This is a genomic window from Microcoleus sp. AR_TQ3_B6, assembly GCF_036702785.1.
GTDB lineage: Bacteria > Cyanobacteriota > Cyanobacteriia > Cyanobacteriales > Microcoleaceae > Microcoleus.
Genome location: NZ_JAUBVJ010000115.1, coordinates 1 through 21,716, shown reverse-complemented (window position 1 = coordinate 21,716; position 21,716 = coordinate 1). Strand labels below are relative to the sequence as shown.

The 21,716-nt window shown below is 47.3% G+C and carries 21 protein-coding genes and 2 pseudogenes; 13 read left to right on the top strand and 10 right to left on the bottom strand.

Annotated elements, in window-relative coordinates:
- Window positions 1-203: 203 nt before the first annotated feature.
- Window positions 204-266, top strand: a pseudogene (locus tag QUB56_RS37510) (hypothetical protein); the annotation flags it as partial.
- Between the two features lie 346 nt (window positions 267-612).
- Window positions 613-1,599, top strand: a complete 987-nt coding sequence (locus tag QUB56_RS33035; protein WP_332960578.1) for a GDSL-type esterase/lipase family protein — start codon at window positions 613-615, stop codon at window positions 1,597-1,599.
- Window positions 1,600-1,865: 266 nt separating this feature from the next.
- Here the strand turns inward: QUB56_RS33035 and QUB56_RS33030 are convergent, their stop codons facing one another.
- Window positions 1,866-2,918, bottom strand: a complete 1,053-nt coding sequence (locus tag QUB56_RS33030) for a Gfo/Idh/MocA family oxidoreductase (RefSeq protein ID WP_332960577.1) — start codon at window positions 2,916-2,918, stop codon at window positions 1,866-1,868.
- A 644-nt stretch (window positions 2,919-3,562) separates the two neighbouring features.
- Between QUB56_RS33030 and QUB56_RS33025 the strand changes: the two genes are divergently transcribed.
- Window positions 3,563-4,240 (top strand): PEP-CTERM sorting domain-containing protein, encoded by a 678-nt coding sequence (locus QUB56_RS33025; protein ID WP_332960576.1) that lies wholly within the window; start codon window positions 3,563-3,565, stop codon window positions 4,238-4,240.
- Here the strand turns inward: QUB56_RS33025 and QUB56_RS33020 are convergent.
- Window positions 4,167-4,790 (bottom strand): hypothetical protein, encoded by a 624-nt coding sequence (locus tag QUB56_RS33020; protein ID WP_332960575.1) that lies wholly within the window; start codon window positions 4,788-4,790, stop codon window positions 4,167-4,169. The two genes, QUB56_RS33025 and QUB56_RS33020, sit on opposite strands and share 74 nt — an antisense overlap.
- A gap of 552 nt (window positions 4,791-5,342) precedes the next feature.
- On the opposite strand from QUB56_RS33020, the gene QUB56_RS33015 reads away from it, so the two are divergent.
- Complete coding sequence (locus tag QUB56_RS33015; protein WP_332960574.1) at window positions 5,343-6,029, top strand: PEP-CTERM sorting domain-containing protein; 687 nt, start codon at window positions 5,343-5,345, stop codon at window positions 6,027-6,029.
- A 29-nt stretch (window positions 6,030-6,058) separates the two neighbouring features.
- Here QUB56_RS33015 and QUB56_RS33010 read toward each other — a convergent pair whose 3' ends face one another.
- Window positions 6,059-6,364, bottom strand: coding sequence for a PrsW family glutamic-type intramembrane protease (locus QUB56_RS33010; RefSeq protein WP_332960573.1), 306 nt, complete (start codon window positions 6,362-6,364; stop codon window positions 6,059-6,061).
- Between the two features lie 764 nt (window positions 6,365-7,128).
- Here QUB56_RS33010 and QUB56_RS33005 point away from each other — a divergent pair.
- Window positions 7,129-7,794 carry a PEP-CTERM sorting domain-containing protein gene (locus tag QUB56_RS33005; protein ID WP_332960572.1) on the top strand — a complete coding sequence of 222 codons (666 nt, stop codon included), beginning with the start codon at window positions 7,129-7,131 and terminating at the stop codon, window positions 7,792-7,794.
- Here QUB56_RS33005 and QUB56_RS33000 read toward each other — a convergent pair.
- Complete coding sequence (locus QUB56_RS33000; RefSeq protein WP_332960571.1) at window positions 7,721-8,290, bottom strand: hypothetical protein; 570 nt, start codon at window positions 8,288-8,290, stop codon at window positions 7,721-7,723. The two genes, QUB56_RS33005 and QUB56_RS33000, sit on opposite strands and share 74 nt — an antisense overlap.
- A 600-nt stretch (window positions 8,291-8,890) precedes the next feature.
- Here QUB56_RS33000 and QUB56_RS32995 point away from each other — a divergent pair.
- The gene (locus QUB56_RS32995; protein WP_332960570.1) at window positions 8,891-9,550 is read left to right on the top strand and encodes a PEP-CTERM sorting domain-containing protein; all 660 of its coding nucleotides are present in this window, start codon (window positions 8,891-8,893) and stop codon (window positions 9,548-9,550) included.
- 36 nt (window positions 9,551-9,586) lie between these two features.
- On the opposite strand, the gene QUB56_RS32990 is transcribed toward QUB56_RS32995, so the two are convergent.
- The 3 genes from QUB56_RS32990 to def all read right to left on the bottom strand — a co-directional run bounded on the left by QUB56_RS32990 (window position 9,587) and on the right by def (window position 12,399).
- On the bottom strand, window positions 9,587-10,924 hold the full coding sequence (locus QUB56_RS32990) for a PrsW family glutamic-type intramembrane protease (RefSeq protein ID WP_332960569.1): 1,338 nt from the start codon (window positions 10,922-10,924) through the stop codon (window positions 9,587-9,589).
- A gap of 714 nt (window positions 10,925-11,638) precedes the next feature.
- Window positions 11,639-11,839 (bottom strand): hypothetical protein, encoded by a 201-nt coding sequence (locus QUB56_RS32985; RefSeq protein WP_199292547.1) that lies wholly within the window; start codon window positions 11,837-11,839, stop codon window positions 11,639-11,641.
- The gene (gene def, locus QUB56_RS32980; protein WP_332960568.1) at window positions 11,839-12,399 is read right to left on the bottom strand and encodes a peptide deformylase; all 561 of its coding nucleotides are present in this window, start codon (window positions 12,397-12,399) and stop codon (window positions 11,839-11,841) included. The genes QUB56_RS32985 and def overlap by 1 nt, the downstream gene beginning before the upstream one ends.
- A 101-nt stretch (window positions 12,400-12,500) precedes the next feature.
- Here def and QUB56_RS32975 point away from each other — a divergent pair, with 101 nt between their 5' ends.
- Window positions 12,501-13,013: a DUF1648 domain-containing protein gene (locus QUB56_RS32975; RefSeq protein ID WP_332960567.1), complete on the top strand. Its 513-nt coding sequence runs from the start codon at window positions 12,501-12,503 to the stop codon at window positions 13,011-13,013.
- Between the two features lie 338 nt (window positions 13,014-13,351).
- Here QUB56_RS32975 and QUB56_RS32970 read toward each other — a convergent pair whose 3' ends face one another.
- A complete protein-coding gene (locus tag QUB56_RS32970) occupies window positions 13,352-13,807 on the bottom strand; it encodes an aspartyl protease (protein WP_332960566.1) in 456 nt (151 codons plus the stop codon).
- Between the two features lie 119 nt (window positions 13,808-13,926).
- Between QUB56_RS32970 and QUB56_RS32965 the strand changes: the two genes are divergently transcribed.
- Window positions 13,927-15,219: a pentapeptide repeat-containing protein gene (locus QUB56_RS32965; protein ID WP_332960565.1), complete on the top strand. Its 1,293-nt coding sequence runs from the start codon at window positions 13,927-13,929 to the stop codon at window positions 15,217-15,219.
- Between the two features lie 97 nt (window positions 15,220-15,316).
- Window positions 15,317-16,480: a mannosyltransferase family protein gene (locus QUB56_RS32960; protein ID WP_332960564.1), complete on the top strand. Its 1,164-nt coding sequence runs from the start codon at window positions 15,317-15,319 to the stop codon at window positions 16,478-16,480.
- Window positions 16,481-16,517: 37 nt separating this feature from the next.
- On the opposite strand, the gene QUB56_RS32955 is transcribed toward QUB56_RS32960, so the two are convergent.
- On the bottom strand, window positions 16,518-17,141 hold the full coding sequence (locus QUB56_RS32955; protein WP_332960563.1) for a TenA family protein: 624 nt from the start codon (window positions 17,139-17,141) through the stop codon (window positions 16,518-16,520).
- Window positions 17,142-17,426: 285 nt separating this feature from the next.
- On the opposite strand from QUB56_RS32955, the gene QUB56_RS32950 reads away from it, so the two are divergent.
- Together QUB56_RS32950 and QUB56_RS32945 are read left to right on the top strand one after the other, a co-directional pair.
- Window positions 17,427-18,389 (top strand): glycosyltransferase family 2 protein, encoded by a 963-nt coding sequence (locus tag QUB56_RS32950; protein ID WP_332960562.1) that lies wholly within the window; start codon window positions 17,427-17,429, stop codon window positions 18,387-18,389.
- A gap of 84 nt (window positions 18,390-18,473) precedes the next feature.
- Window positions 18,474-19,073: a glutathione S-transferase family protein gene (locus tag QUB56_RS32945; protein ID WP_332960561.1), complete on the top strand. Its 600-nt coding sequence runs from the start codon at window positions 18,474-18,476 to the stop codon at window positions 19,071-19,073.
- Window positions 19,074-19,532: 459 nt separating this feature from the next.
- On the opposite strand, the gene QUB56_RS37505 is transcribed toward QUB56_RS32945, so the two are convergent.
- Window positions 19,533-19,598, bottom strand: a complete 66-nt coding sequence (locus QUB56_RS37505; RefSeq protein ID WP_445243427.1) for a cation-transporting P-type ATPase — start codon at window positions 19,596-19,598, stop codon at window positions 19,533-19,535.
- Between the two features lie 494 nt (window positions 19,599-20,092).
- Between QUB56_RS37505 and QUB56_RS32940 the strand changes: the two genes are divergently transcribed.
- Window positions 20,093-20,956, top strand: coding sequence for a sulfotransferase (locus QUB56_RS32940; RefSeq protein ID WP_332960560.1), 864 nt, complete (start codon window positions 20,093-20,095; stop codon window positions 20,954-20,956).
- 95 nt (window positions 20,957-21,051) lie between these two features.
- Window positions 21,052-21,716, top strand: a pseudogene (locus tag QUB56_RS32935) (DUF4347 domain-containing protein); the annotation flags it as partial.

Here is a 21,716-nt window from a genome sequence, read left to right as displayed (position 1 = left end):
CGCTGATGTGGGTTTGAGTTTGTATTCGTATGTCAGACTAAACACTTGCATCACCTCCTCTATTTACTATAGCTTAATAAACGTTGAATCGCTTCTTAAGCTATATTATTTAAAGAGAAAGCCGTCCTAGAAGGACGGGGCTTTAAACCCCATTTTTCGGTAAAAAGGAGCTTAAAGAAAGACTCCACCAATGCCCTGAGTGTGGTTACACGACGCATAGAGACCTAGCAGCAGCTCAAGTTATCCGCTTTTCAAGGGTTGTCTGAGGAGGGACGCTTCTTGGACATTAAAGAAAATGCTTGTGGAGACGGTCTGACGGAGACTGGCAACGGTCTAGTTAAGAGTCGCGGAAGCAAGAAGAAGAAAGCTTGAGGGTGTGGCCCCGGCCCACCCTCAAGCAGCCTTTAAGAATCCCCGCGCTGGTGTGCCGGGGAGTACGTCAAGTCAATCGATTTTAGATTTTAGATTTTAGATTTTAGATTGAAGCCTTGACCCCACGGATAAATACGTTAGGCAAGTTTCTCGGATACACGTTTTTTATTTCTGGACGGATGAATCCGGGGGCTTGTATCCTGGATGCTTTCGGTCAAGTCAAGGCAACGAGGTTAAGTGGTGGAAGTTGTTCTCATAATTTTGGCTGTCACCTCCGGATTGTGGGCAGCAATCGAAGTGATCCTGCGGGTAATGCTGGGTTTTGGCAATCCCTTGATTTACATTGCCGATGCCGAGTGCGGCTATTTGTTGGCGCCCAACCAAAAGGTGCGCCGCTTGGGCAACCGGATTGAGATTAACGAGTATTCGATGCGTAGCGGAGCGATCGCCCCGATACCCCCTCCAGAAACTCTGCGCGTCTTGCTGTTGGGAGATTCTGTCGCCAACGGCGGTTGGTGGACACATCAGACAGATACGATCTCGGAAATTATGGCTCGGGATTTGAGACTGCAAGTACAGAATCTGGCGAGCGATGCACAATTAGGTTCACAAGTCAACTATTCAGATTTTGAAGTTCTCAACGCCTCAGCCAATTCTTGGGGGCCGAGGAATCAACTTGCTTACGCCAAGCGGTTCGGTGTTTTTGGGGCAAATGCTGTGGTGTTGCTGCTCAATACGGACGATTTGTTTGCATCGGCTCCTTGCGATCTGGTTGTGGGACGCGATCGCTCTTACCCGGATCGCAAACCCCGATCGGCTACGCTAGAGTTATTGAGCCGCTACCTGCTACCTGTAGTGCCGACTCCCCAATTGGCAGCACCCGGAGCCACAAGCGGCGATGTAGTAGGCTGCAACTTAGAAGCTATTCGCCAAATCCAGAAAATAGCTGTATCCGCCAACGTCGAGTTTTTGCTAGCGGTAACGCCCAAGCGAGGCGAATTCGGCGACCCGGGCCCTCGCGACTGGGAAGTCAAGGCTAGAGCGCGTCTCGCCGAACTCGTCGAAACAGAGAAAATTACTTACATAGATTTTCTTCCCATTTTCAATTGTGGGGTCGAACTTCCAACTTTGTATCGAGACAGCATTCACCTCAGTCCTCAAGGAAATCAGCTAGTGAGCAAAACCATCAGTCGTCAAATAGTCGCTCTTTTTTGGCATAAATCCTAACCTCACCTAAAGACGGATACTTGCCCCGACTCCTGTTGTGGAGAGCAAAAAAGTTTAAACCTTAGTTCAAGCCCCCAGATTCATCTGCAGGGTCAATCTAAAGTCTAAAATCCTTCGACGCTTGCGATCGCCGAACTTCTCATGCCGAATTGTCCCATCTCAAATCGACTCACATCGAATCCGGTTGCATGGGAACAGTTACCGTCTTCAACGAACAACACACCCAAACTGTAAAAGCACCCGGAAACGACAGGATTTGTCTCGATTTAGCTAACTTGCAAAGTAGACTCTAGCTCTTTCGGATACCAAGCTTGACCGTCGAGAGCCATTTGCTCGATCGAACTCGCAAGCCGCAGAGCTTTGAGAGCTTGTTCTCCTCCCACAGAAGGCTGATTTCCACCCCGCACGCAATTAATAAAATGCTCCAATTCTGCGTGGAGCGGTTCAATATTGCTGGTGTAAACTTTCTCGATCAACCCATCTTGACGGTAAAGCACCTGACCGTAATCCGTCACGTAATTGGCGGTTGTTTGTCGGTGAATCAAGATTTCGTTGTTGAGAAAATCTGCCTCTGTCAGAGAATTTTTGCAGTGAGCCACGATTGAACGGAGTTTGCGGTGCGTCACCTTACTCGCAGTCAAGGTGGCGACAATGCCGTTAGCAAAGTTCAGCGTCGCTGTCACGTAGTCTAAATAACCTGAATCTGAGGCCCTGCTGCCGCTGGCCGTCAGCTTCACCACTTGGGAATCTGCCAATTCCAAGAGCAAGTCGATGTCGTGGATCATTAAATCCAAAACCACCGATACGTCGTTAGCCCGCTGGGAATAGGGACTCATCCGGTGAGCTTCCAATGCCAGTAACTCTTCAGTTTTCAGCACTTTGCCGAGTTCCTGAAAAGCTGGATTGAAGCGCTCGATGTGACCCACTTGTAAAATCCGGTGGGCCTCAGCAGCCGCGTTGACCAAAGATTCGGCTTCGGCAATGCTAGCCGCGATCGGCTTTTCAATTAAAACGTGAACACCCGCTTGGAGACAAGACATCCCCACAGGGTGGTGCAGGCGAGTTGGAACGGCGACGCAAACTGCATCTACGTGGGCGAGCAAATCTCGGTAGTCTTCAAAGAAGCGAACCCGGTATTTGCTTGCTACATCTATTCCCCGCTCTACATTTATGTCTGCAACACCCACGAGTTCGATATCTTTTAGCAAGCTCAGAACTCGCGTGTGGTGCTGGCCCATATTGCCAACCCCAATCACCCCAATGCGGAGGGGTTCAGGTTGACTTCGGTGGGCGAAAACGTTTGCGTATCCCAATGACATCCTATCTAGCACTCCTGGATTCTCCTCCACCACCACAGGAATCAAGCCCCTTGGCTTCCCTCAGCTACTCACAGCCATCCAGATAGTACCACAGTCAAACTATTTGTGAAGAATTTCTAAGTTCAGTTGCGATTATCGCCTCAGACAATCTAGCATCCGCGAATCCTACACAAGGGCATAATACTGGGGTAAGGTTTCAGGTAATTGCGTATTGACAAAATTACTTGAATATGCACTTCACTGGCGGGCGATCGTCCTCCGCATCGCCACAACACAAATTCGGCGGAATATTTTTCCGGGACGATCAAACATTTGTGTTGTTTAGCGACAAAAGCAATAATTATTTAGTAAGAAATGATACAAAATTCAGCCCTTGTGAGCACCTTTAGGATTAGGGGTATTTACCTTTGGCAATCTTTGAATTCAAAAAAATTAACGTTAAGAAAGCCCAGAATTACGGGCGCTGGCTCACTCAAATAAACTAGACTTAGCTCAATAGTCCGGACTGTTTTTAGTGAGCGAGTCTGAAACACTCGATTTGCCGTTGGTAGGTCGATGGCCGCAGCTCCTTGAAACCGTTATTATACGCTTGGCAATCAAAAACAGTCCCAAGTATTGTTAGGTAAACCTTAATAAAAAAAACAATGAGTTACAAACTAAGATCCAGATTAGGAAGTGCGATCGCTAGCACAATTTTAAGTTTGTTTTGGGGCGTGTCATTGGTAGGAGTAGACAAAGCACAAGCCGCCGTACTCACCTACAATTTCCAAGCGGACGTTGGTGAAAGGGGATTCGGTAGCGGCTTTTTGAAGTTGAGTAATTCCTCACTGACAGGAATAGGAGGCGAAAGAATTGCAGTATCCGAGGGAAGATTAAACACTTTTCTAACTGCCTCTAGTGATCGTTATGGACTCGTAGGCAAAGATTACTACGATTTGGCAGGGGCTATAGCTTTATTTTATCAAGGGGAGTTTCGCGGACTGCAAGCAAGGGGTAGCGACACAGCGATTAGAGAAATTAACATTTCTCCAGACGAGCCAGGAGGGCCTTATTACATCAGGTATACCGGCAGCGCATCTTGGTCTATGGATACCAACGGGGCGAGCAATCCTGATGGGTGGAGATCTTATTTCTCGGGGTATAGGGAGGTAATTTCTCAAGGAAATATAGCCCAGAGAGATATCTTCCGCGATACCCCTGTTTCTTACACCCTAGTGGATACCGAACCAGAACCAGTTCCGGAACCTCTCACCTCCGGGGGTACAGCTTTAGCATTGGCAGGTTTAAGCTGGTTAAAACAAAAGAAAAAAATGGCAGCTTGAGGTGCGATCGTAGCTCAACAATTAAGCACTCAGCAGTCACTTTTGAAAAAATATTAGAGTCCCAAAATTTAGCCGCGATTTGACAGGGCCCGGGTTCTGTCAAATCGCCGCTACCAAAAACGCATAGGACAAAATTCCCAACAACGCCCCGAAAAGTAGGCCCTTCGACTCCCGACGCCTTCGACAAAGCATCAAGTGCCGCCTCGCTGAAATAACCAGGGCCCAAAATAGGTGAGCGCGAACGGGGTTTGAGGGTACTCAAACCGATAAAATATCCCCAATAGCGGCTGTGGACTATGTGTCTGGCGGCGAACCCAAAATGGACGGAATTAGCAACTGCAATCCTACTAATTGTCCGGCGTCGGGCCCGGATTGTAGGGTGACATTTTGGATGACATGGGGAACGTACTCTCAAGCGAGTTTCTAACAGTGTAAAGCCGACCGTATCCGGCACTTCCTCACAGAATTCCGTCTCAAAGATCCCTGCATTCCGACTCGATCGCACCACGAATTTTTCAGCAGCTACTGACAGCCATCGACAGCGTACCACAGTCCAACTATTTGTGAAGAATTTCTAAGTTCAGTTGCGATTATCGCCTCAGGCAATCTAGCATCCGCGAATCCTACACAAGGGCAGAATACTGGGGTAAGGTTTCTTACTACGGCGTATTGACAAAATTACTTAAATATCTGCTTCAATTGCGGGCGATCGTCCTCCGCATCGCCACAACACAAATTCGGGGGAATATTTCGCCGATACGATAAAAAAATTGTGTTGTTGAGCGACAAAAGCAATAATTGCCCAGTAAGAAATGATACAAAATTCAGCCCTTGTGAGCACCTTTAGGATTAGGAGTGTTTACCTGGGGCAATCTTTGAATTCACAAAAATTAACGTTAAGAATGGGGATAATTACGGGCGCTGGCTCGCTAAAATAAACTAGACTTAGCTCAATAGTCCGGACTATTTTTAGTGAGCGAGTCTGAAACAATGGATTTGCCGTTGGTAGGTCGATGGCCGCAGCTCCTTGAAACCGTTATTATACGCTTGGAAATCAAAAACAGTCCCAAGTATTGTTAGGTAAACCTGAATAAAAAAAACAATGAGTTATAAACATATGCCCAGATTAGGAAGTGCGATCGCTAGCACAATTTTAAGTGTGTTTTCCGGCGTGTTATTCCTAGGAGTAGACAAAGCACAAGCTGCCCTACTCACCTACAATTTCCACATGGACAGTGGTCCAGGTAGCGGTTTTTTAAAGGTGAGTAACTCCTCGCTTACAGAAATAGGCTTTGGAGGATTTTCGGTGGGGACAGTTTCCGAGGGAAGAATGTACGGTTTTACTTGGGCCGAGTTGGGAAGCCAAAAAGAATATGATAATTTGGCAGGGGTTCAAGCTATATTTCGTGAAGGGGAGTTTTTCGGAGTGCAAGCCAGCGGCGGCGATTCTGCGATAAGGGACTATATCATTCCTCCAGACGAACCGTATGGGCCTCTGTTCTTCAGGCGTGAGGGCTCCGCATATTGGTCTATTTCAGGAACCTATGCCTCGTGGAGTACGGAGTTAGTGCGCAGACAGGTGAACTATCAATCGTATATAGAGGATGGATCGATCGTCACCGAGAGCTATCAGAGAGAATATAGATATATCACCTCCAATGACCAGGTTTCTTACACTTTAGTGAATACCGAACCAGAACCTGTTCCCGAACCTCTCACCTCCGGGGGTACAGCTTTAGCATTGGCTGGTTTAAGCTGGTTAAAACAAAAGAAAAAAATGGCAGCTTGACGTGCCGTGGCACCTCAACAATTAAGCAGTCAGCAGTCACTTTTTAGACAATATGCGAGTGGCAAAATTTGCCTGCCGATGCGCAGACAGAGCCCGGGTTCTGTCAAATCGCGGCTACCAAAAACACATAGGACAAAACTCCCACCAACGCCCCGAAAAGTACGCCCTTCGACTCCCGACGCATTCCACAAAGCGTCAAGTGCCGCCTCGCTGAAATAACCTAGGCGCAAAATAGGCCAGCGCGAACGGGGTTTGAGGGCACTCAAACCGATAAAATATCCCCAATAGCCACTGTCAGCGTGTGCGGAGGCACCCAAAATGCGGAGAATTAGCAACTGCAATCCTACTAATTGTCCGGCGTCGGGCCCGGCTTTGGGGGTAAAATTTTGGATGACATGGGGAACGTACTCTCAAGCAAGTTTCTAACAGTGTAAAGCCGACTGTATCCGGCACTTCCTCACAGAATTCCGTCTCAAGGTTCCCTGCATTCGGACTCATCGCACCACGGATTTTTCAGCAGCTACTGACCGCCATCGACAGCGTACCACTGTCAAACTATTTGTGAATAATTTCTAACAGAAGTTGCGATTATCGCCTCAGGCAATCTAGCATCCGCGAATCCTACACAAGGCCACAATACTGGGGTAAAGTTTCTGACTATTGCGTATTGACAAAATGAATTAAATATGTGATTCAATTGCGGGCGATCGTCCTCCGCATCGCCACAACACAAATCCGTCGAAATATTTTTCCGGTACGCTCAAACATTTGTGTTGTTGAGCGACAAAAGCAATAATTGCCCAGTAAGAAATGATACAAAATTCAGCTCTTGTGAGCACCTTTAGGATTAGGGGTGTTTACCTGGGGCAATCTTTGAATTCACAAAAGTTAACGTTAAGAATGCGGATAATTACGGGCGCTGGCTCGCTAAAATAAACTAGACTTAGCTCAATAGTCAGGATTGTTTTTAGTTCGTCGTCTGAAACAATGAATTTGCCGTTGGTAGAGCGATGGCCGCAGCTCCTTGAAACCGTTATTATACGCTTGGAAATCAAAAGCAGTCCCAAGTATTGTTAGGTAAACCTTAATAAAAAAAACAATGAGTTACAAACATATGCCCAGATTAGGAAGTGCGATCGCTAGCACAATTTTAAGTTTGTTTTCCGGCGTGTTATTGGTAGGAGTTGACAAAGCACAAGCCGCCGTACTTAGCTACAATTTTGAGGTGGGGGGAGGTGGAGGTAGCGGCTTTTTTAAGGTGGATAACTCCTCGGTTAGAGGAATAGACTTTGAAGGAATTGCAATATCCGAGGGAAGATTAAACACTGAGCTAACTGCCTCTAGTGATAGGTATCCACTCAAAGGCAAAGATTACTACAATTTGGCAGGGGCTATAGCTTTATTTTATCAAGGGGAGTTTCGCGGACTGCAAGCAAGCGGTTTCGACACAGCGATTACAGAAATTAACATTTCTGCCGACGAACCGTATGGGCCTTATTACGTCAGGTATGAGGGCATGGCATCTTGGCAGATGGATAACAACGGGCCGGTCTCTCTTTTTTGGGGGTATAAGGAGGTATATATTATTTCCAGCAGCTCTCCACCGCTTGTAGACAGAGGTTTCGACAGAGTCGACGCCGGGGTTTCTTACACCCTAGTGGATACCGAACCCGAACCAGTTCCCGAACCTCTCACCACAGGGGGGACAGCTTTAGCATTGGCTGGTTTAAGCTGGTTAAAACAAAAGAAAAAAATGGCAGCTTGAGGTGCGATCGTACCTCAACAATTAAGCACTCAGCAGTCACTTTTGAAAAAATATTATAGTGGCAAAATTTAGCCGCGATTTGACAGGGCCCGGGCTCGGTCAAATCGTGGTTACCAAAAACCCATAGGACAAAACTCCCACCAAAGCCCCGAAAAGTACGCCCTTCGACTCCCGACGCATTCGACAAAGCGTGAAGTGCCGCCTCGCTGAAATAACCTAGGCGCAAAATAGGCCAGCGCGAACGGGGTTTGAGGGCGCTCAAACCGATAAAATATCCCCAATAGCCACTGTCAGCAAGGTGTCCGGCGGCACCCAAATGGGCGGAATTAGCAACTGCAATCCTACTAATTGTCCGGCGTCGGGCCCTGCTGTGGGGGTGACATTTTCGATGACATGGAGAACGTACTCTCCAGCGAGTTTCTAGCAGTGTAAAGCCGACTGTATCCGGCACTTCCTCACAGAATTCCGTCTCAAGGTTCCCTGCATTCGGACTCATCGCACCACGGATTTTTCAGCAGCTACTGACAGCCATCGACAGCGTACCACTGTCAAACTATTTGTGAATAATTTCTAGCAGAAGTGGCGATTATCGCCTCAGGCAATCTAGCATCCGCGAATCCTACACAAGGGCAGAATACTGGGGTAAAGTTTCTTACTATGGCCTATTGACAAAATTAATTAAATATCGACTTTAAGCGCTGGCGATCGTCCTCTGCATCGCCCCAACAAAAATTCGTCGGCATATTTTTCCGGTACGCTCAAACATTTGTGTTGTTTAGCGACAAAAGCAATAATTGCCTAGTAAGAAATGATACAAAATTCAGCCTAGTGAGCACCTTTAGGATTAGGGGTGTTTACCTGGGGCAATCTTTGAATTCACAAAAGTTAACGTTAAGAATGCGGATAATTACGGGCGCTGGCTCGCTCAAATAAACTAGACTTAGCTCAATAGTCCGGACTGTTTTTAGTTCTTCGTCTGAAACAATCGATTTGCCGTTGGTAGGTCGATGGCCGCAGCTCCTTGAAACCGTTATTATACGGTGGGCAATCAAAAACAGTCCCAAGTATTGTTAGGTAAACCTTAATAAAAAAAACAATGAGTTACAAACTAAAGCCCAGATTAGGAAGTGCGATCGCTACCACAATTTTAAGTTATGCAGCCCTGTCATTGGTAGGAGTAGACAAAGCACAAGCCGCCCAACTCACCTACAATTTCCAAGTGGGCGGTCTAGGTAGCAATTTGAATTTTTTCAAGGTGGATAACTCCTCGCTTACAGGAATAGGAATGGAAGAAGTTGCAGTATCCGAGGGAAGATTTTACGGCTACACTTTGGAGGGAGGCAAAGAATATAACAATTTGGCAGGGAAGAGTGCTTTATTTTATGAAGGGGTTTTTCGCGGACTGAATGCAAGCGGCGCGGACAATGTGATCCGAGACATAATCATTACTACAGACGCACCGCTTGAGCCTTTGTACCTTAAGGTGAGCAGGAGCACATCTTGGAGTATCGAGACCTACAGGACGGGTTTTACTACGTGGTCATCTTTGTTAAGTGGGTATTACGAGGAATATACGACCTACACCAGTGGTACAACAATTCGAACCAATCGAAGTTTCTCCAACAATGTCCCTGTTTCTTACACTCTAGTGGATACCGAACCCGAACCAGTTCCCGAACCTCTCACCTCAGGGGGTACAGCTTTAGCATTGGCTGGTTTAAGCTGGTTAAAACACAAGAAAAAAATGGCAACTTGAGGTACCCTGGCACCTTAACAATTAAGCACTCAGCAGTCACTTTTGAGACAAGATGCGAGTGGCAAAATTTTGCTCTCGATTCGGAGACAGAGCTCTGGCTTTCAAAATCGCGGCTACCAAAAACGCATAGGACAAAACTCCCACCAAGGCCAGCAAAAGTACGCTGGCGGCTCCCGACGCATTCCACAAAGCATGAAGTGCCGAAGCGCTGAAATAGCCGACGCCCAAAATAGGCCAGCGCTTCCTGGGTTTGAGGGCGCTCAAACCGATAAAATATCCCAAATAGCCGCTGTAAGCCATGTGTCCGGCGGCGGAACCCAAAATGCGGGGAATTAGCAACTGCAATCCTACTAATTGTCCGGCGTCGGCTCCCGCTTGCAGGGTGACATTTTGGATGATATGGGGAACGTACTGTCCCAGAGTTTCTAACAGGGTAAAGCCGACTGCTGAGGCACTTCCTAACAGAATTCCGTCTAAAGGTTCCCAAACGCCGACTCGATCGCGCCACGGATTTTTCAGCCAATTTCCCAGCAGCATCGCTCCCAAAACGGGCAGGGCTTTCAGCAATTCTTCCATCAGACCCGCCCCGAAAAACATTCTGGTCAAAAAAGGGAAAAAACTGATTGCTTCGCCTTCGGCTGGCAGGCGGCCGGGCAAAATTTCTCTAAATACTAATATAAATCCAATCAATAAAGGGCTGAGCAAAATCAGGACTGTAGCTAAAGCCGAACCAAGCAATACCCACCAAGGCTTGTGTTTGCCGCACAGTTGATAGATAAAGTAGTAAGCCGCACCGGCGAGGTAAGCTGACAGCAGCAAGTTGAATGCTGCGGAATTTCCCACGGCGACAAACATCGACACGACAACAATAACTGTGGCAATACCTGGATATAAGTAAGCTTTTTGGCTTAATTGTTTGCCCGTTGAGGCGATCGGGAATAATTGAGTTAAAGTGAGAGTGTCTTTTTCACTAGCAGCAAAATTACCGGTTTTTGCTGGGGGGAATCCGGGTTTAGTTGGGTGAGGAGTTAGGAAAGATTCAAATATGAATTCAGGGCCGTCAAGGCCGAGACTGATGCGATCGCCTGTTTCTAAAGTTTGGCAGCCTTCCAGCTTTTTCCCGTTGATATAAGTTCCGTTAGCGCTGTTGAGGTCGCAAATTTCCCATCTGGTCAAGGTACCCTGAGTCAGGGGACGGACTGTGGCGTGGCGGCGGGAAACCATGCCGTAGGCGATCGACTCTAAAGTTATTTGACAATTTAGATCGCGTCCGATCGCCACTTCCCCATTTTCATCAAGTTGGTACTTGGACGCTGGCTCTCCCGCAGCGCCTTTTGCGGGCAGTTGTCGCAGAAATCCGATTTCATTAGTCATTAGTTATGAGTCAGCAGTCATGAGTTATTAGTCATTAGTCATTAGTCATAAGTCCGGGAGCTGTTAGCTGACGTTATTTTTGGGGCGTCTTTATTCCCCAGTTATATTCCACAGTTATTAGTCATGAGATCGAGAGCTGTTAGGTGATGTTATTTATCCGCAATTTTATGCCACAGTTATTAGTTGTTAGCTGCTGACTCCTGACTAAAAACTAATTACTAATAACTCATGACTGCTGACTGCTGAGTAATGACTCTGCTGTTGACGTACTCCTCGCTTGCGAGGAGACGGGGATTCTCAAAGGGTGTTACAAGGCGGGCTAAAGCCGCGCCTTTCCACCATTCTTCCTATCTCTTAGATTCTTAACTAGACTGTTACCAGTCATCGTCAGACCATCTCCACGGGCATTTTCTTTATATGTCCAGGAAGTGCCCCTCCCGAGACAATCTGCGATTAAGGATCGCTTGAGCTGCTGCTACATCTCTATGGGTTGTGTATCCACAGGAGCGGGCAATCATGAAAAGGTTTTTCACCCTTCATCTGACGGGCTTAATTCATTCTATATGGTACAAAAGCCTCTACCAAATGTCAGTGAGTGTTAGCCAATGTCAGAAAAAGTCCTACTGTTAATGAACCTTGACACACTCTGGGCCTCGCCGCTGCAACGCAGGTTTCATCAAGAGCATCAAGAACCGGGGTTCTCACTGCTTCGATCTATAGATTTGCTCTGGCATCCTGAACGGCTGCATAGAAAAATATGCCTGTTAGCGGTACGCTGAGGGCGAGGATGATGCCGGTGACTAAATTGCCGAGTTGAGCTTCTCCCGAAGATAGCTCAAAGATCGAGCCGACTGCGGCGATCGCGGTGATGCACGAAAGAGCTAACAATAAACCACTTTTCGGAGTTCCTGCCATCATACTGATTTTACTGCCTTTGGCGAAAATTTGTGCTTGACTAATTCTTCAGTCAGTGCGAGCTTGTTTTCTACTCTGTCTACAAACAGCACTCCGTTGAGGTGATCCATTTCGTGCTGAATTGCTCTCGACAGTAACTCTGTGGCTATCAGGGTTTGTGGGCGGCCGTATTCGTCGCGGTAGGACACTTCAATGACTTCTGGGCGTTTGACTTCTAAATAAACTCCCGGAATGCTCAAACACCCTTCTTGCAAGATGCAGACATCGCTGCTGCTACTTTTAATGGTAGGGTTGATCAAAACCATTGGGGGTGTGGCGGGGTTTTCTGGGTCGCAATCGACCACGATTACTTGTTTGTTGACTGCGACTTGGGGGGCTGCCAAACCGATGCCATCGGCACTGTACATGGTTTGCAGCATTTCTCGGACTAGCTGCCGAATTTCTGCATCGACGCTTTTGACGCGCTTGGCTGGCTGCCGCAGGACGCGATCGCCTAATGTGTGTATTGTTAGGGGCGGTTTTTCTAACTTTTTCTTTTCAATCAAAACCTGAGCCGTCATAAAACCTCGCGGGATGTTTGGAAACCCCCAACTAAAGCTGTTGGGGGATGAAATTGGAACCAATACTATTATTTCTAATATTAATCTAATTTTAAGTAGCCATGACTGGGAACGGACCAAACCAACGGCCGGTTATTTCTCTGGGGCTTTCGCCTGTTTTAGTGGCGGTAGAGCTTTTAGGTGCGATCGCGATTTTGCTGGCTGTTTTACTCATTGTACAGTTTTGGGCGGTTTTGCCCGATCGAATTCCGATTCATTTCGGCGATCGGGGGCTGGCTGATGCTTGGGGCGACAAGGTGACGATTTGGATCGGGCCGGCGGTAGCTGCCATTATTTTTGCGGTTTTAACTGCGGTATCGCGCTATCCGCATACTTTTAATTATCCTGTACCGATTACTTCTGAGAACGCTCGCCGGCAATATCTGTTGGGGCGAAGCCTTTTGGTTTGGCTGAAGGCGGAGATTTGCTGGCTGTTGGCGTTTGTGGTGCGGCAGCAAATTCTTGTCGCTTTGGGCAATGCTCAAAGGTTTAGTATCGAGTTACTTTTAGGGTTAGTTGTTTTGATTTTTGGAACGGTTGGCGTGTATTTGCTCAAGGCTTATTCTGCTCGCTAGATGTAGGGCAAAAAACTTACATATAGCCTCGATCAGTAACAGGAGGTACTATCTGGCCTAAGGCATAAAGCATTGGCCCGCGCAGGGCATAGGGCATACCTCACTACGCTTGAGAACCGCTATATACCCAAGCAGCTAGTTTTTTGGCTTTTTTTTACTGCATTTAATAATATCTAACCTCTCTAAAATCAAGAAAATTCCTTGGTAATGAGGAATAAATTACTCAAATTTTTATGAGGAGTTTAGCCCTCACTCTAAACATTTTTGAGAGCGGGTAATTGACGGGAGATGATAGGAATCACCGGCGAGAGGTTTGTGCTACGGTAAACGCCGCTCGACTAACCCATCAGATATGTTTGCTGATTGTTCATCGGCAATACTCGCAACCGTCGATTTTTTAAATCAGGTTCTAATCCTAGTTCTTCCATTGGAATCACGCCCAGCAAAACCGCAGAAACCCCTTCGGGTAACTCTAAACAATCAAATCTCCCTTCTCTCCCCTCTACAATAATTTGAACAGCTGCAAAAATTCGACCTTTTTTGATGCCAGCCGATGTTTCTACATCTCTTTCTCCTACTTGTCTTAAACTTAGTTGGCTAATAATGGGAGCTGGCAAGGAAAGCAGAGTTGCTCCGGTATCGACAACAACGTTATCGAGGGTAACAGAGCGAACTTCCTCAGCAGCAATGAATCCCCGTTCGGCCATAACTAGATCGATGAAATTCGTGACGGTGATTGTAGTGATTACTTGACCCATTTGTTTTGCTTGCAGATTGGGGAGTACCAGGGTCATAGTATGTTACCTCTTTGAGTGTAATTAGTGGATATTTCTATGGTAATACTATCTAGAATCCTCCTTGGTTAGTTAAAATCGTTTTAGTGACCGGCCAAAATTAGAATTTGCCTCAACGCATGACACCAGAAAACAACTCTTCTCAACCCAATCGCCCTGAATCTAACGTGACTGTAGAAAGTCAGAACGGTGCGAGCCCTACTGTGCCACCAGAATCAGGGACAATCGTCGCTACTGCTGAACTCGAAAAACCCCTGCCGCCGCCTCCAACTCGCAAGGTTTTATTGCCGCAGCAGCCGGAACAAACGACTACTGAGAAGTCGGCGTCGGCGCTGACGCTGGGGTTGATCGCAGCGATGATTTTTGGGCTCGCCAATGACAACATTTGGCTGGGCTTAATTGGCGCAATCGGTGCGATGGGGGTATCGCTGCGACTGATGTGGCCGAGTTGGGGCAAAATCTGGGCGCAGGTAATTCCGCCGACTTGGCGCACGCTGATCGTCGCCTGCTTCGGGCTTTTAGCTGGGATTGTTGGCTTGCTGATGCTCAGCGGTACTAATACTGAACCGGGAAGCCGCAACATCCAAATCAACTGGGACGCCATCGGCGCTTTGGGCGAGTTGATCGGCGCTTTGGGCCAAATTTTGATCGCAATTTTGGGCGTTTACGTGGCTTGGCGGCAGTACGTGATCTCGAAAGATTTGACGATTCAGCAAAATCGAATTACGCAGCAGCAAACGATCGATGCTTATTTTCAAGGGGTTTCGGACTTAGCCCTTGACGAACAAGGGTTTTTGGAAGACTGGCCGCAGGAAAGGGCGATCGCAGAAGGCCGCACCGCTGCAATTATGAGCAGTGTAGATGCTGAAGGTAAAGCTAAAATTCTGCGGTTTTTGTCGCAGTCTAGATTGGTTACTCCTCTGAAGCGCGATCGGCTTTTAGGCCGCCCCATCCTTGACGGCGACGGCGGCTACGCTGAAGATAGAGATCACGGTATCCGCGTTATCGATCTCAATGTCATGTTAGCGGGTGCTGACCTGGCTGGCACCGATTTGCGGTGGACGGATTTGAGCGAAGCCAACCTGGTCCGCGCCAATCTCAGCAAGTGCGATTTAGTGAAAGCCAACCTCTCGCGGGCTGTATTGTACGACGCCAATCTCGCTCGCGCCGACATGAGAGCGGCCGCATTATTCTACGGCTCGGCACAAACTGCATCCCCCCGCAGCCGTACCGAATTTCCCAACTATCAAACGGGCGAACATACCGGCGCTGTGGTTGAACGTGCTGATTTCACCGGTGTCAAGCGGCTGTCGGAGGAACAGCGCTATTACTGCTGCGCTTGGTGCGGCTCGAAGTCGAGAGAGACTATTCCCGGAGGCTGCGAAGGGATTCCCAATAAACTCGGACGTTAAAATTAGCAGTAGCGCTTTACTTACGTATATACTTGGCGCTCGCTCGGCAGCGGACTATACTTTAATTTTAAACCTACAGTATGGCACTGTTTTAGCCATGATAAATACTGATTTAGGGGTAGAAGTAATTCCGCAGCGTCCGCACTCCAAAAGCAGGGACGGGTTAATTTTTGTAATTGCTATGTGGTTTCTGAGCCGAGCGGTAATTGCGATCGGGATTCAAGTAATTGCCCCGTGGGTCGGCGCGCTGCCGAACATACAGCCTTTGGTTCCCCGCTCGCTGGCGAGCTCACGGCCTATATTTCCTGACTTTGTTCCCAAAAGTGGCTGGGAACTGTTTTCGCATTGGGACAGTAAATGGTACATCGAAATCGCTAATTTAGGCTACAGCTATGCAAATGACGGGCACGGGCATTCCGTTGCCTTCTATCCGCTTTTTCCCTTACTAATTCGGGCGCTGATGACCCTCGGAATGCGAGCCGACGCAGCAGGGGTATTAATCAACTCTTCGGCGTTTTTGGCTGCCTTAGTGCTGGTGTACTTTTGGGTAGAGGAGCGATACGATGCTGGTGCAGCGAAGTGGACAACTGCTGTGTTAGCTTGGTGCCCGTTCTCGCTATTTTGCACGGTCGTGTATACAGAAGGATTGTTTTTGTTCCTGACAGCATCGGCTTTACGAGCTTTTGAGAGGGGCGAGTATATTTGGGCGGCTTTTTGGGGAGCTTTGGCAACTGCTACTAGGGGACCGGGAGTAGTGCTGATACCTACTTTTTTGCTGACAGCTTGGAGGGAAAAAAGACCTCCTGTTGCTTATGTTGCCGGTTTTGCTAGCGCGATCGGGTTATTTTCATTTAGTTTATATTGTGCTATTCGTTTTGGAGATGCTTTAGCATTTGTTCACGCACAAAAGGGATGGGTACACGTTGGTTGGTTCGGTATATTGAGTAAAGCTCTCACAGGGAATATATCTGCTATGACTAAAATTGTGATGGTTTGTGGCAGCGGCTATTTGTTGTATTTTTTTCGCAAAAGGCTTACCAGTATTTTTGTGATTTACGGTTTTTGGTCTTTGGCGCTGCTGGTTACTTCGGGAGCTCTGAGCTCGGTACACCGCTACACTTACGGTGTTGTGGCACTGTCAATAGCTCTCGGCTTGTTGCTAGCAGCTAAGCCTCGTTGGGGTTACGGGTTGATGGGATTGTTTGGCGTATTTCTGCTTTACGTTTCCGTGAGATTTGCTAGTTGGGTGTGGGTAGCTTAGGGGCGATCGCTCTTAATATCTTTTGCCCAAACTTAATTTACTCTATTTCCCAAGCTGCCTGAAAAAAGTCTCTTTCGCACAGCATAGCGTAGCGATAGGTTGCTTCTACTTCCGGCGTAGCTTCTGCGTAGCGATCGACCAAACTTTCCAGTCGTTTTGCTAAAATCTCAAAATCAGGGCTGCTATAGGTGGAAATCCAGTCGCTAAAGGCGTGTTCCGGTATATTAGGTTTAGCTAGCTGCTGTCCCAAAAAAGCATACAACCGCAAGCAAGGAGTCATCGCGGCTGCTGTCAAACCGACACCGTTTCCCCAGGCTGTCGCTAATAAAAAATCTGTGTAGCGGCGGGTAGCGATTCCCGGTTTTGCCTCTTGCAAGTTTACCCCCCATTTGCCTGCATATCCTTGATGCAACCGAAGTTCTTCTAAAACACCGCTGCCGAGATTGTGGAGAATTTCAAACCCCTCCCAGTCGGGTGCTTTTGCTGCAGCGATACTGTAAGCGCGAGCGAATGCTCCCAGAAAAAATGCGTCTTGTGCAATGTAATATGCAAAACTATTTGAGGAGAGGCTGCCGTCAGCAATGCCTCGAACAAAGGGATGTTGCAGACAAGCTTCCCTTAAGTCTTGATTTGCTTGCCAAAGATCGTTGGAATTTGTCATGCAATTTTTAATCGATGGGTTATGATTGTAATTTTTATAGTCTCAACTCAATATCTATGATAACAAATATTTTCCCTTGGCGTGCGTCAGTCTTATGGTGTCTTTATTTTTCGTATTTAAGAAAATAGATAAGTTTTGGTAGCCTGCTATTTGGTCGGCTGCTGTTGTCTGGCTCAAAGAGCGAAATTACGTGCCGAACTTCTCTCGGGAAGCAGCCAGCGTGTTTTGGGAAAAAGAAACTTTTGATTTAAGGGTTGAAAAACCGATTTTTAAACAGAAACTGCAATGAACGATACACCTAAGTATTCCTTGGTAATCCCTATCTATAACGAAGAAGAAAATCTCGCTGAATTGTATCGGCGAATTAGTGCCGTGATGGATCGGCTAGACGGCTCAGTAGAATTAATTTTAATCAATGATGGTAGCCGCGATCGCTCTCTCGAACTTTTGCGAAAATTGCACGAACAAGACTCGCGAATTTGTTATCTCAGTTTTGCCCGGAATTTCGGCCACCAAATAGCTGTAACTGCTGGCTTAAACTTTTCTACTGGTCAAGTTGTAGTCATCATGGACGGGGATTTGCAAGACCCGCCAGAGCTAATTATAGATATGATAGAACAGTGGCGGCAGGGCTATCAAGTTGTTTACGCTCAGCGCACTCAACGCCGTCAAGAAGGTTGGTTTAAGCGGTTGCCAGCTTATATGTATTATCGCATTTTGCGGCATCTTGCAGATGTTGATATTCCGATAGATACGGGAGATTTTTGTTTGATGGATAGGTGCGTGGTGGATGTACTCAATGCGATGCCTGAACGCAACCGCTACATTCGGGGACTGCGCGCTTGGATTGGTTTTAAACAAACGGCGGTTAAGTTTGAACGAGATCCGCGTTTTGCCGGGGAGGTCAAGTATACATTCAGAAAATCTTTGAGTCTGGCGATGAATGGTTTAGTATCTTTTTCAAAAGTTCCCCTCCGACTTTCGATTTATCTGGGGTTATTTGCGGCATTTGTATCTGTGTTAATGGCTTTTTTGATTTTGTATTGGCGGATTTTTTATCCAAATTCTGCCTTAACGGGTTTGACAATTGTGATGATGGCGGTTTTCTTTTTGGGTGCGGTGCAGTTGGTCAGTATTGGGATTTTGGGCCAGTATGTGGGGCGTATTTACGAGGAGGTGAAGGGCCGGCCGCTTTATACTTTGGCCGAAGTGGCTGGTTTTGGCGACCGACACCGATCGCCAAAATAATTTTAGCAAACAACTGTTAACTTATCGTGGGTTAATTATCTAATTTATGAGATAATTTAAGATCGTAAAATCTTCTCAAGACTGATGTTTAAACTTTACGAGTATTCCCCCTCAGGCAATTGCTATAAAGTTCGCTTGCTGTTAACTCAGCTCAATATTCCCTTCGATCGCACAGAAATTAATATTCTCGAAGGAAAAAGCCGCACACCTGAATTTTTGGTCAAAAATCCCAATGGCCGCATTCCGGTGTTAGAAATCGCACCGGGTAAATTTCTGTTTGAATCGAATGCGATTATGTTTTACTTGAGCGAGGAAACTGAGTTTTTCCCCACGGATAAGTTTGAACGCGCTCAAGTCATGCAGTGGTTGTTTTTTGAACAGTACAGCCACGAACCTTTTATTGCTACTTCTCGTTTTTGGTATTTGACGGGGAAAGCACAAGAATATCAGGAAGCACTCCAACAAAAACAAGCACCGGGTTATGCTGCTTTGGGGGTGATGGAACAGCATTTAGCTAAAAATGAGTTTTTTGCGGGCGATCGCTATACAATTGCTGACATCGGTTTATTTGCTTACACTCACGTTGCTGACGAAGGTGGATTTGATTTAACCAGATTCCCGGCAATTCAAACTTGGACCGATCGCGTCAAGAATCAGCCTCGATATATCAGCATAACACAATGAAATTTAATTTAAATGAAGCTAAAAATACTATACGTCTAGAAAATTACCGTTAGCTTTCTCAGTTGTTCAAAGTCATAACAGCGGCGCCTTGACGACTAAAATTTTACGCAGCTGTCAAACACTCGTTTTACATTCTCGCCCCCACTAACGTAGAACACCGCAATCGCCCCCACAGCACAAAAATCAACGGCAACGGGCGAAATCAGACCAGGGTTCCTAAAGGTGTCCAGGGAAGGATTCTTCTCACTCCAATGGTCGCCAGCGTTGCGATAAAATCGATCGGATTTACATAACCTGACTCAATTGACCATTGCTCAAAACAGTTGTTTTAACTTGCACTAATGCCAATAATTTTCGACGGCGTTCGAGGCTCCCCGTTCTTGCCAGAACCCTAATAAATCACTGATAATGACGCTCGTCAAAATTCTCGTGGCATCTGCCGCATTTTGAAGAAAAAATCTATAGCACACCAGCAAAAATTAGAATCAAGATAATCGGACTCTTGAACTGATTGAGCAACAGTATAAAGGCGGTAGATTATTGTTTTTGTTTGAGCCTGTTTGCGCCGTACTCGCTCAGGCTTTGTTTCGCATCTTGACTGCTTAATTCTAGTGTGTCTGCTGAAGCACCTGCTCTGTGAGTAAGCTCCCCAATGTTGACTGTGGATTCATTATTTTATACCTTTGACAGCAGCGCACCGGATTTTGGGTGAAGCTGCCTTTGAGTAAGGTTTTACCTCGCTCCACAGTCAAAGGACTCGATAGCGAACTTTCCCGAATTTTGATATAAGCAGCCCGATTTACATAAACTTTTATGAAGATTCTGAATCGACCCTTGTATGATTACTGAACGCGATCTAAAATATATTATATCTGAGCATAAAAATGTTTCTTGAGGGACATTCCATTGGGAAGGAAGTAATAAAGAGGAGAAAAATTACTCCTGAAGCCCAAGGATGCAAGCTCGTTGATTGAGTCATGCACAAGACTTTGAGGGTAGCCGAGCGCCCATGAGTCGAGATGAACACTGTAACTGAAATAACCCAATCCCGCCAAATTCACTTGATCTCTGGTTTGCCCCGTTCTGGCTCTACCTTACTCGGAGCCTTACTGCGCCAGAATCCTCGGTTTCACGCGGGTATGTCTAGCCCCGTTGGTAGTTTAGTCAATCGGCTGCTCGAAGCCATGAGCGAGGACAATGAGTTTTCCGTGTTTATCACCCCGGAGCAGAAACGGGCGCTGACTCTGAGTATTTTTTCCACCTTCTACGAGGCGCAAGCGGATAAAGAAGTCATCTTTGACACCAATCGGTTGTGGTGTAGCAAGTTGCCCTTAATAAAAGAATTGTTTCCCAACGCCAAGGTGATTTGCTGTGTGCGAAATCTGGCTTGGATTATGGACAGTATTGAACGGTTGGTGAGAAAAAATGTCTTCGATGTGTCTCGGTTATTTAGCAATCCCACCGAACGCGCTACTGTCTACACCCGTACCGAAGCCTTGAGTCAAGGAGGACGCTTGGTAGGGTTTGCTTACAACGCCCTAAAAGAGGCATTTTACAGCGAATATAGTTCTTCTCTGCTGTTGGTCGATTACGACATCTTAACCCAAGCACCCGATAAAACCCTATCCCTGATCTATCAATTCTTGGGGGAAGAACCTTTCGAGCATGATTTTAACAATGTGAACTACGAAGCATCGGAATTCGATCGCTCGCTGCATACGAAGGGACTGCATAATGTGCGGGAAAAGGTAGAATTCCGTCCCCGTGCCACGGTTTTACCGCCGGATTTATTCGAGCAATACGAAGGCTTATCTTTCTGGAACAATCCCAGCCAAAGTTTAGCGAATGTGATTGTCGCTCAACCGCAACAGGCAGCTTCGTAAGGAAAGGGAACTGCCGTGTCCCTGTGTTCCAGCAGGGATGAAACCTCGAGCGGCACCAATTCAAGATAACTAAGACTAATAAGGATAAAAAACCAATGACTACTTACTCTGTTACATCGGCTACCGATAACGGACTGGGCGATACCGAAGGAACTCTCAGTTATGCCATCCTCCAAGCTAATCAACTGCCAGGAGATGACACGATTAGCATGAATACGGATGTTCGGGTGACGGGGGTGATGAAAACCCTGGTGAACAGTAATATCACGATCGTGGGCAATAACCACAGCCTGAGTGGAGATGCCAACAACGACGGCATCAACGACAGCGGCGACCTGCGCCCCTTGTTCATCCTGTCGGGAAGTGTCAATATTTCTGACTTGAGCATCACCAACGGACGGGCCCTTGGGGGAAGTGGCGGCGGTGGCGGCGGCGGCGGTGGATTAGGTGGGGGTTTGTTCATCTCGGATGGCAATGTGTCGTTGACCAATGTCGCATTCACCAATAACATCGCACAAGGCGGCAGGGGCGACGGCAACGGCAGCGGCGGCGGCGGACTGTTTGGCAATGGTTCAAGAGGCGGCGGCGGACTGTTTGGCAATGCCCCAAGCGACGGCCTCGGTGGTTACGGGGGCAACGGCAACTACGGCGGCTTCGGCGGCGACCGCGGCCCCGACACCCACACCCCCGGCAGCTCCCAGGGCCGCGGCGGCTTTGGCGGCGGCGGCGGCGGCGGCCTCTGGGGCGGTGACGGCGGCTT

Excerpts from the sequence above, each read along its gene's own strand:
- QUB56_RS32975 (WP_332960567.1), top strand. The coding sequence starts at position 12,501 with ATGACTGGGAACGGACCAAACCAACGGCCGGTTATTTCTCTGGGGCTT.
- QUB56_RS33005 (WP_332960572.1), top strand. The coding sequence starts at position 7,129 with ATGAGTTACAAACATATGCCCAGATTAGGAAGTGCGATCGCTAGCACA.
- QUB56_RS32965 (WP_332960565.1), top strand. The coding sequence starts at position 13,927 with ATGACACCAGAAAACAACTCTTCTCAACCCAATCGCCCTGAATCTAAC.
- QUB56_RS32995 (WP_332960570.1), top strand. The coding sequence starts at position 8,891 with ATGAGTTACAAACTAAAGCCCAGATTAGGAAGTGCGATCGCTACCACA.
- QUB56_RS33030 (WP_332960577.1), bottom strand. The coding sequence starts at position 2,918 with ATGTCATTGGGATACGCAAACGTTTTCGCCCACCGAAGTCAACCTGAA.
- def (WP_332960568.1), bottom strand. The coding sequence starts at position 12,399 with ATGACGGCTCAGGTTTTGATTGAAAAGAAAAAGTTAGAAAAACCGCCC.
- QUB56_RS32955 (WP_332960563.1), bottom strand. The coding sequence starts at position 17,141 with ATGACAAATTCCAACGATCTTTGGCAAGCAAATCAAGACTTAAGGGAA.
- QUB56_RS33000 (WP_332960571.1), bottom strand. The coding sequence starts at position 8,290 with ATGAGTCCGAATGCAGGGAACCTTGAGACGGAATTCTGTGAGGAAGTG.
- QUB56_RS32990 (WP_332960569.1), bottom strand. The coding sequence starts at position 10,924 with ATGACTAATGAAATCGGATTTCTGCGACAACTGCCCGCAAAAGGCGCT.
- QUB56_RS32950 (WP_332960562.1), top strand. The coding sequence starts at position 17,427 with ATGAACGATACACCTAAGTATTCCTTGGTAATCCCTATCTATAACGAA.
- QUB56_RS33015 (WP_332960574.1), top strand. The coding sequence starts at position 5,343 with ATGAGTTATAAACATATGCCCAGATTAGGAAGTGCGATCGCTAGCACA.
- QUB56_RS32945 (WP_332960561.1), top strand. The coding sequence starts at position 18,474 with ATGTTTAAACTTTACGAGTATTCCCCCTCAGGCAATTGCTATAAAGTT.
- QUB56_RS32960 (WP_332960564.1), top strand. The coding sequence starts at position 15,317 with ATGATAAATACTGATTTAGGGGTAGAAGTAATTCCGCAGCGTCCGCAC.
- QUB56_RS33025 (WP_332960576.1), top strand. The coding sequence starts at position 3,563 with ATGAGTTACAAACTAAGATCCAGATTAGGAAGTGCGATCGCTAGCACA.
- QUB56_RS32985 (WP_199292547.1), bottom strand. The coding sequence starts at position 11,839 with ATGGCAGGAACTCCGAAAAGTGGTTTATTGTTAGCTCTTTCGTGCATC.
- QUB56_RS32970 (WP_332960566.1), bottom strand. The coding sequence starts at position 13,807 with ATGACCCTGGTACTCCCCAATCTGCAAGCAAAACAAATGGGTCAAGTA.
- QUB56_RS32940 (WP_332960560.1), top strand. The coding sequence starts at position 20,093 with ATGAACACTGTAACTGAAATAACCCAATCCCGCCAAATTCACTTGATC.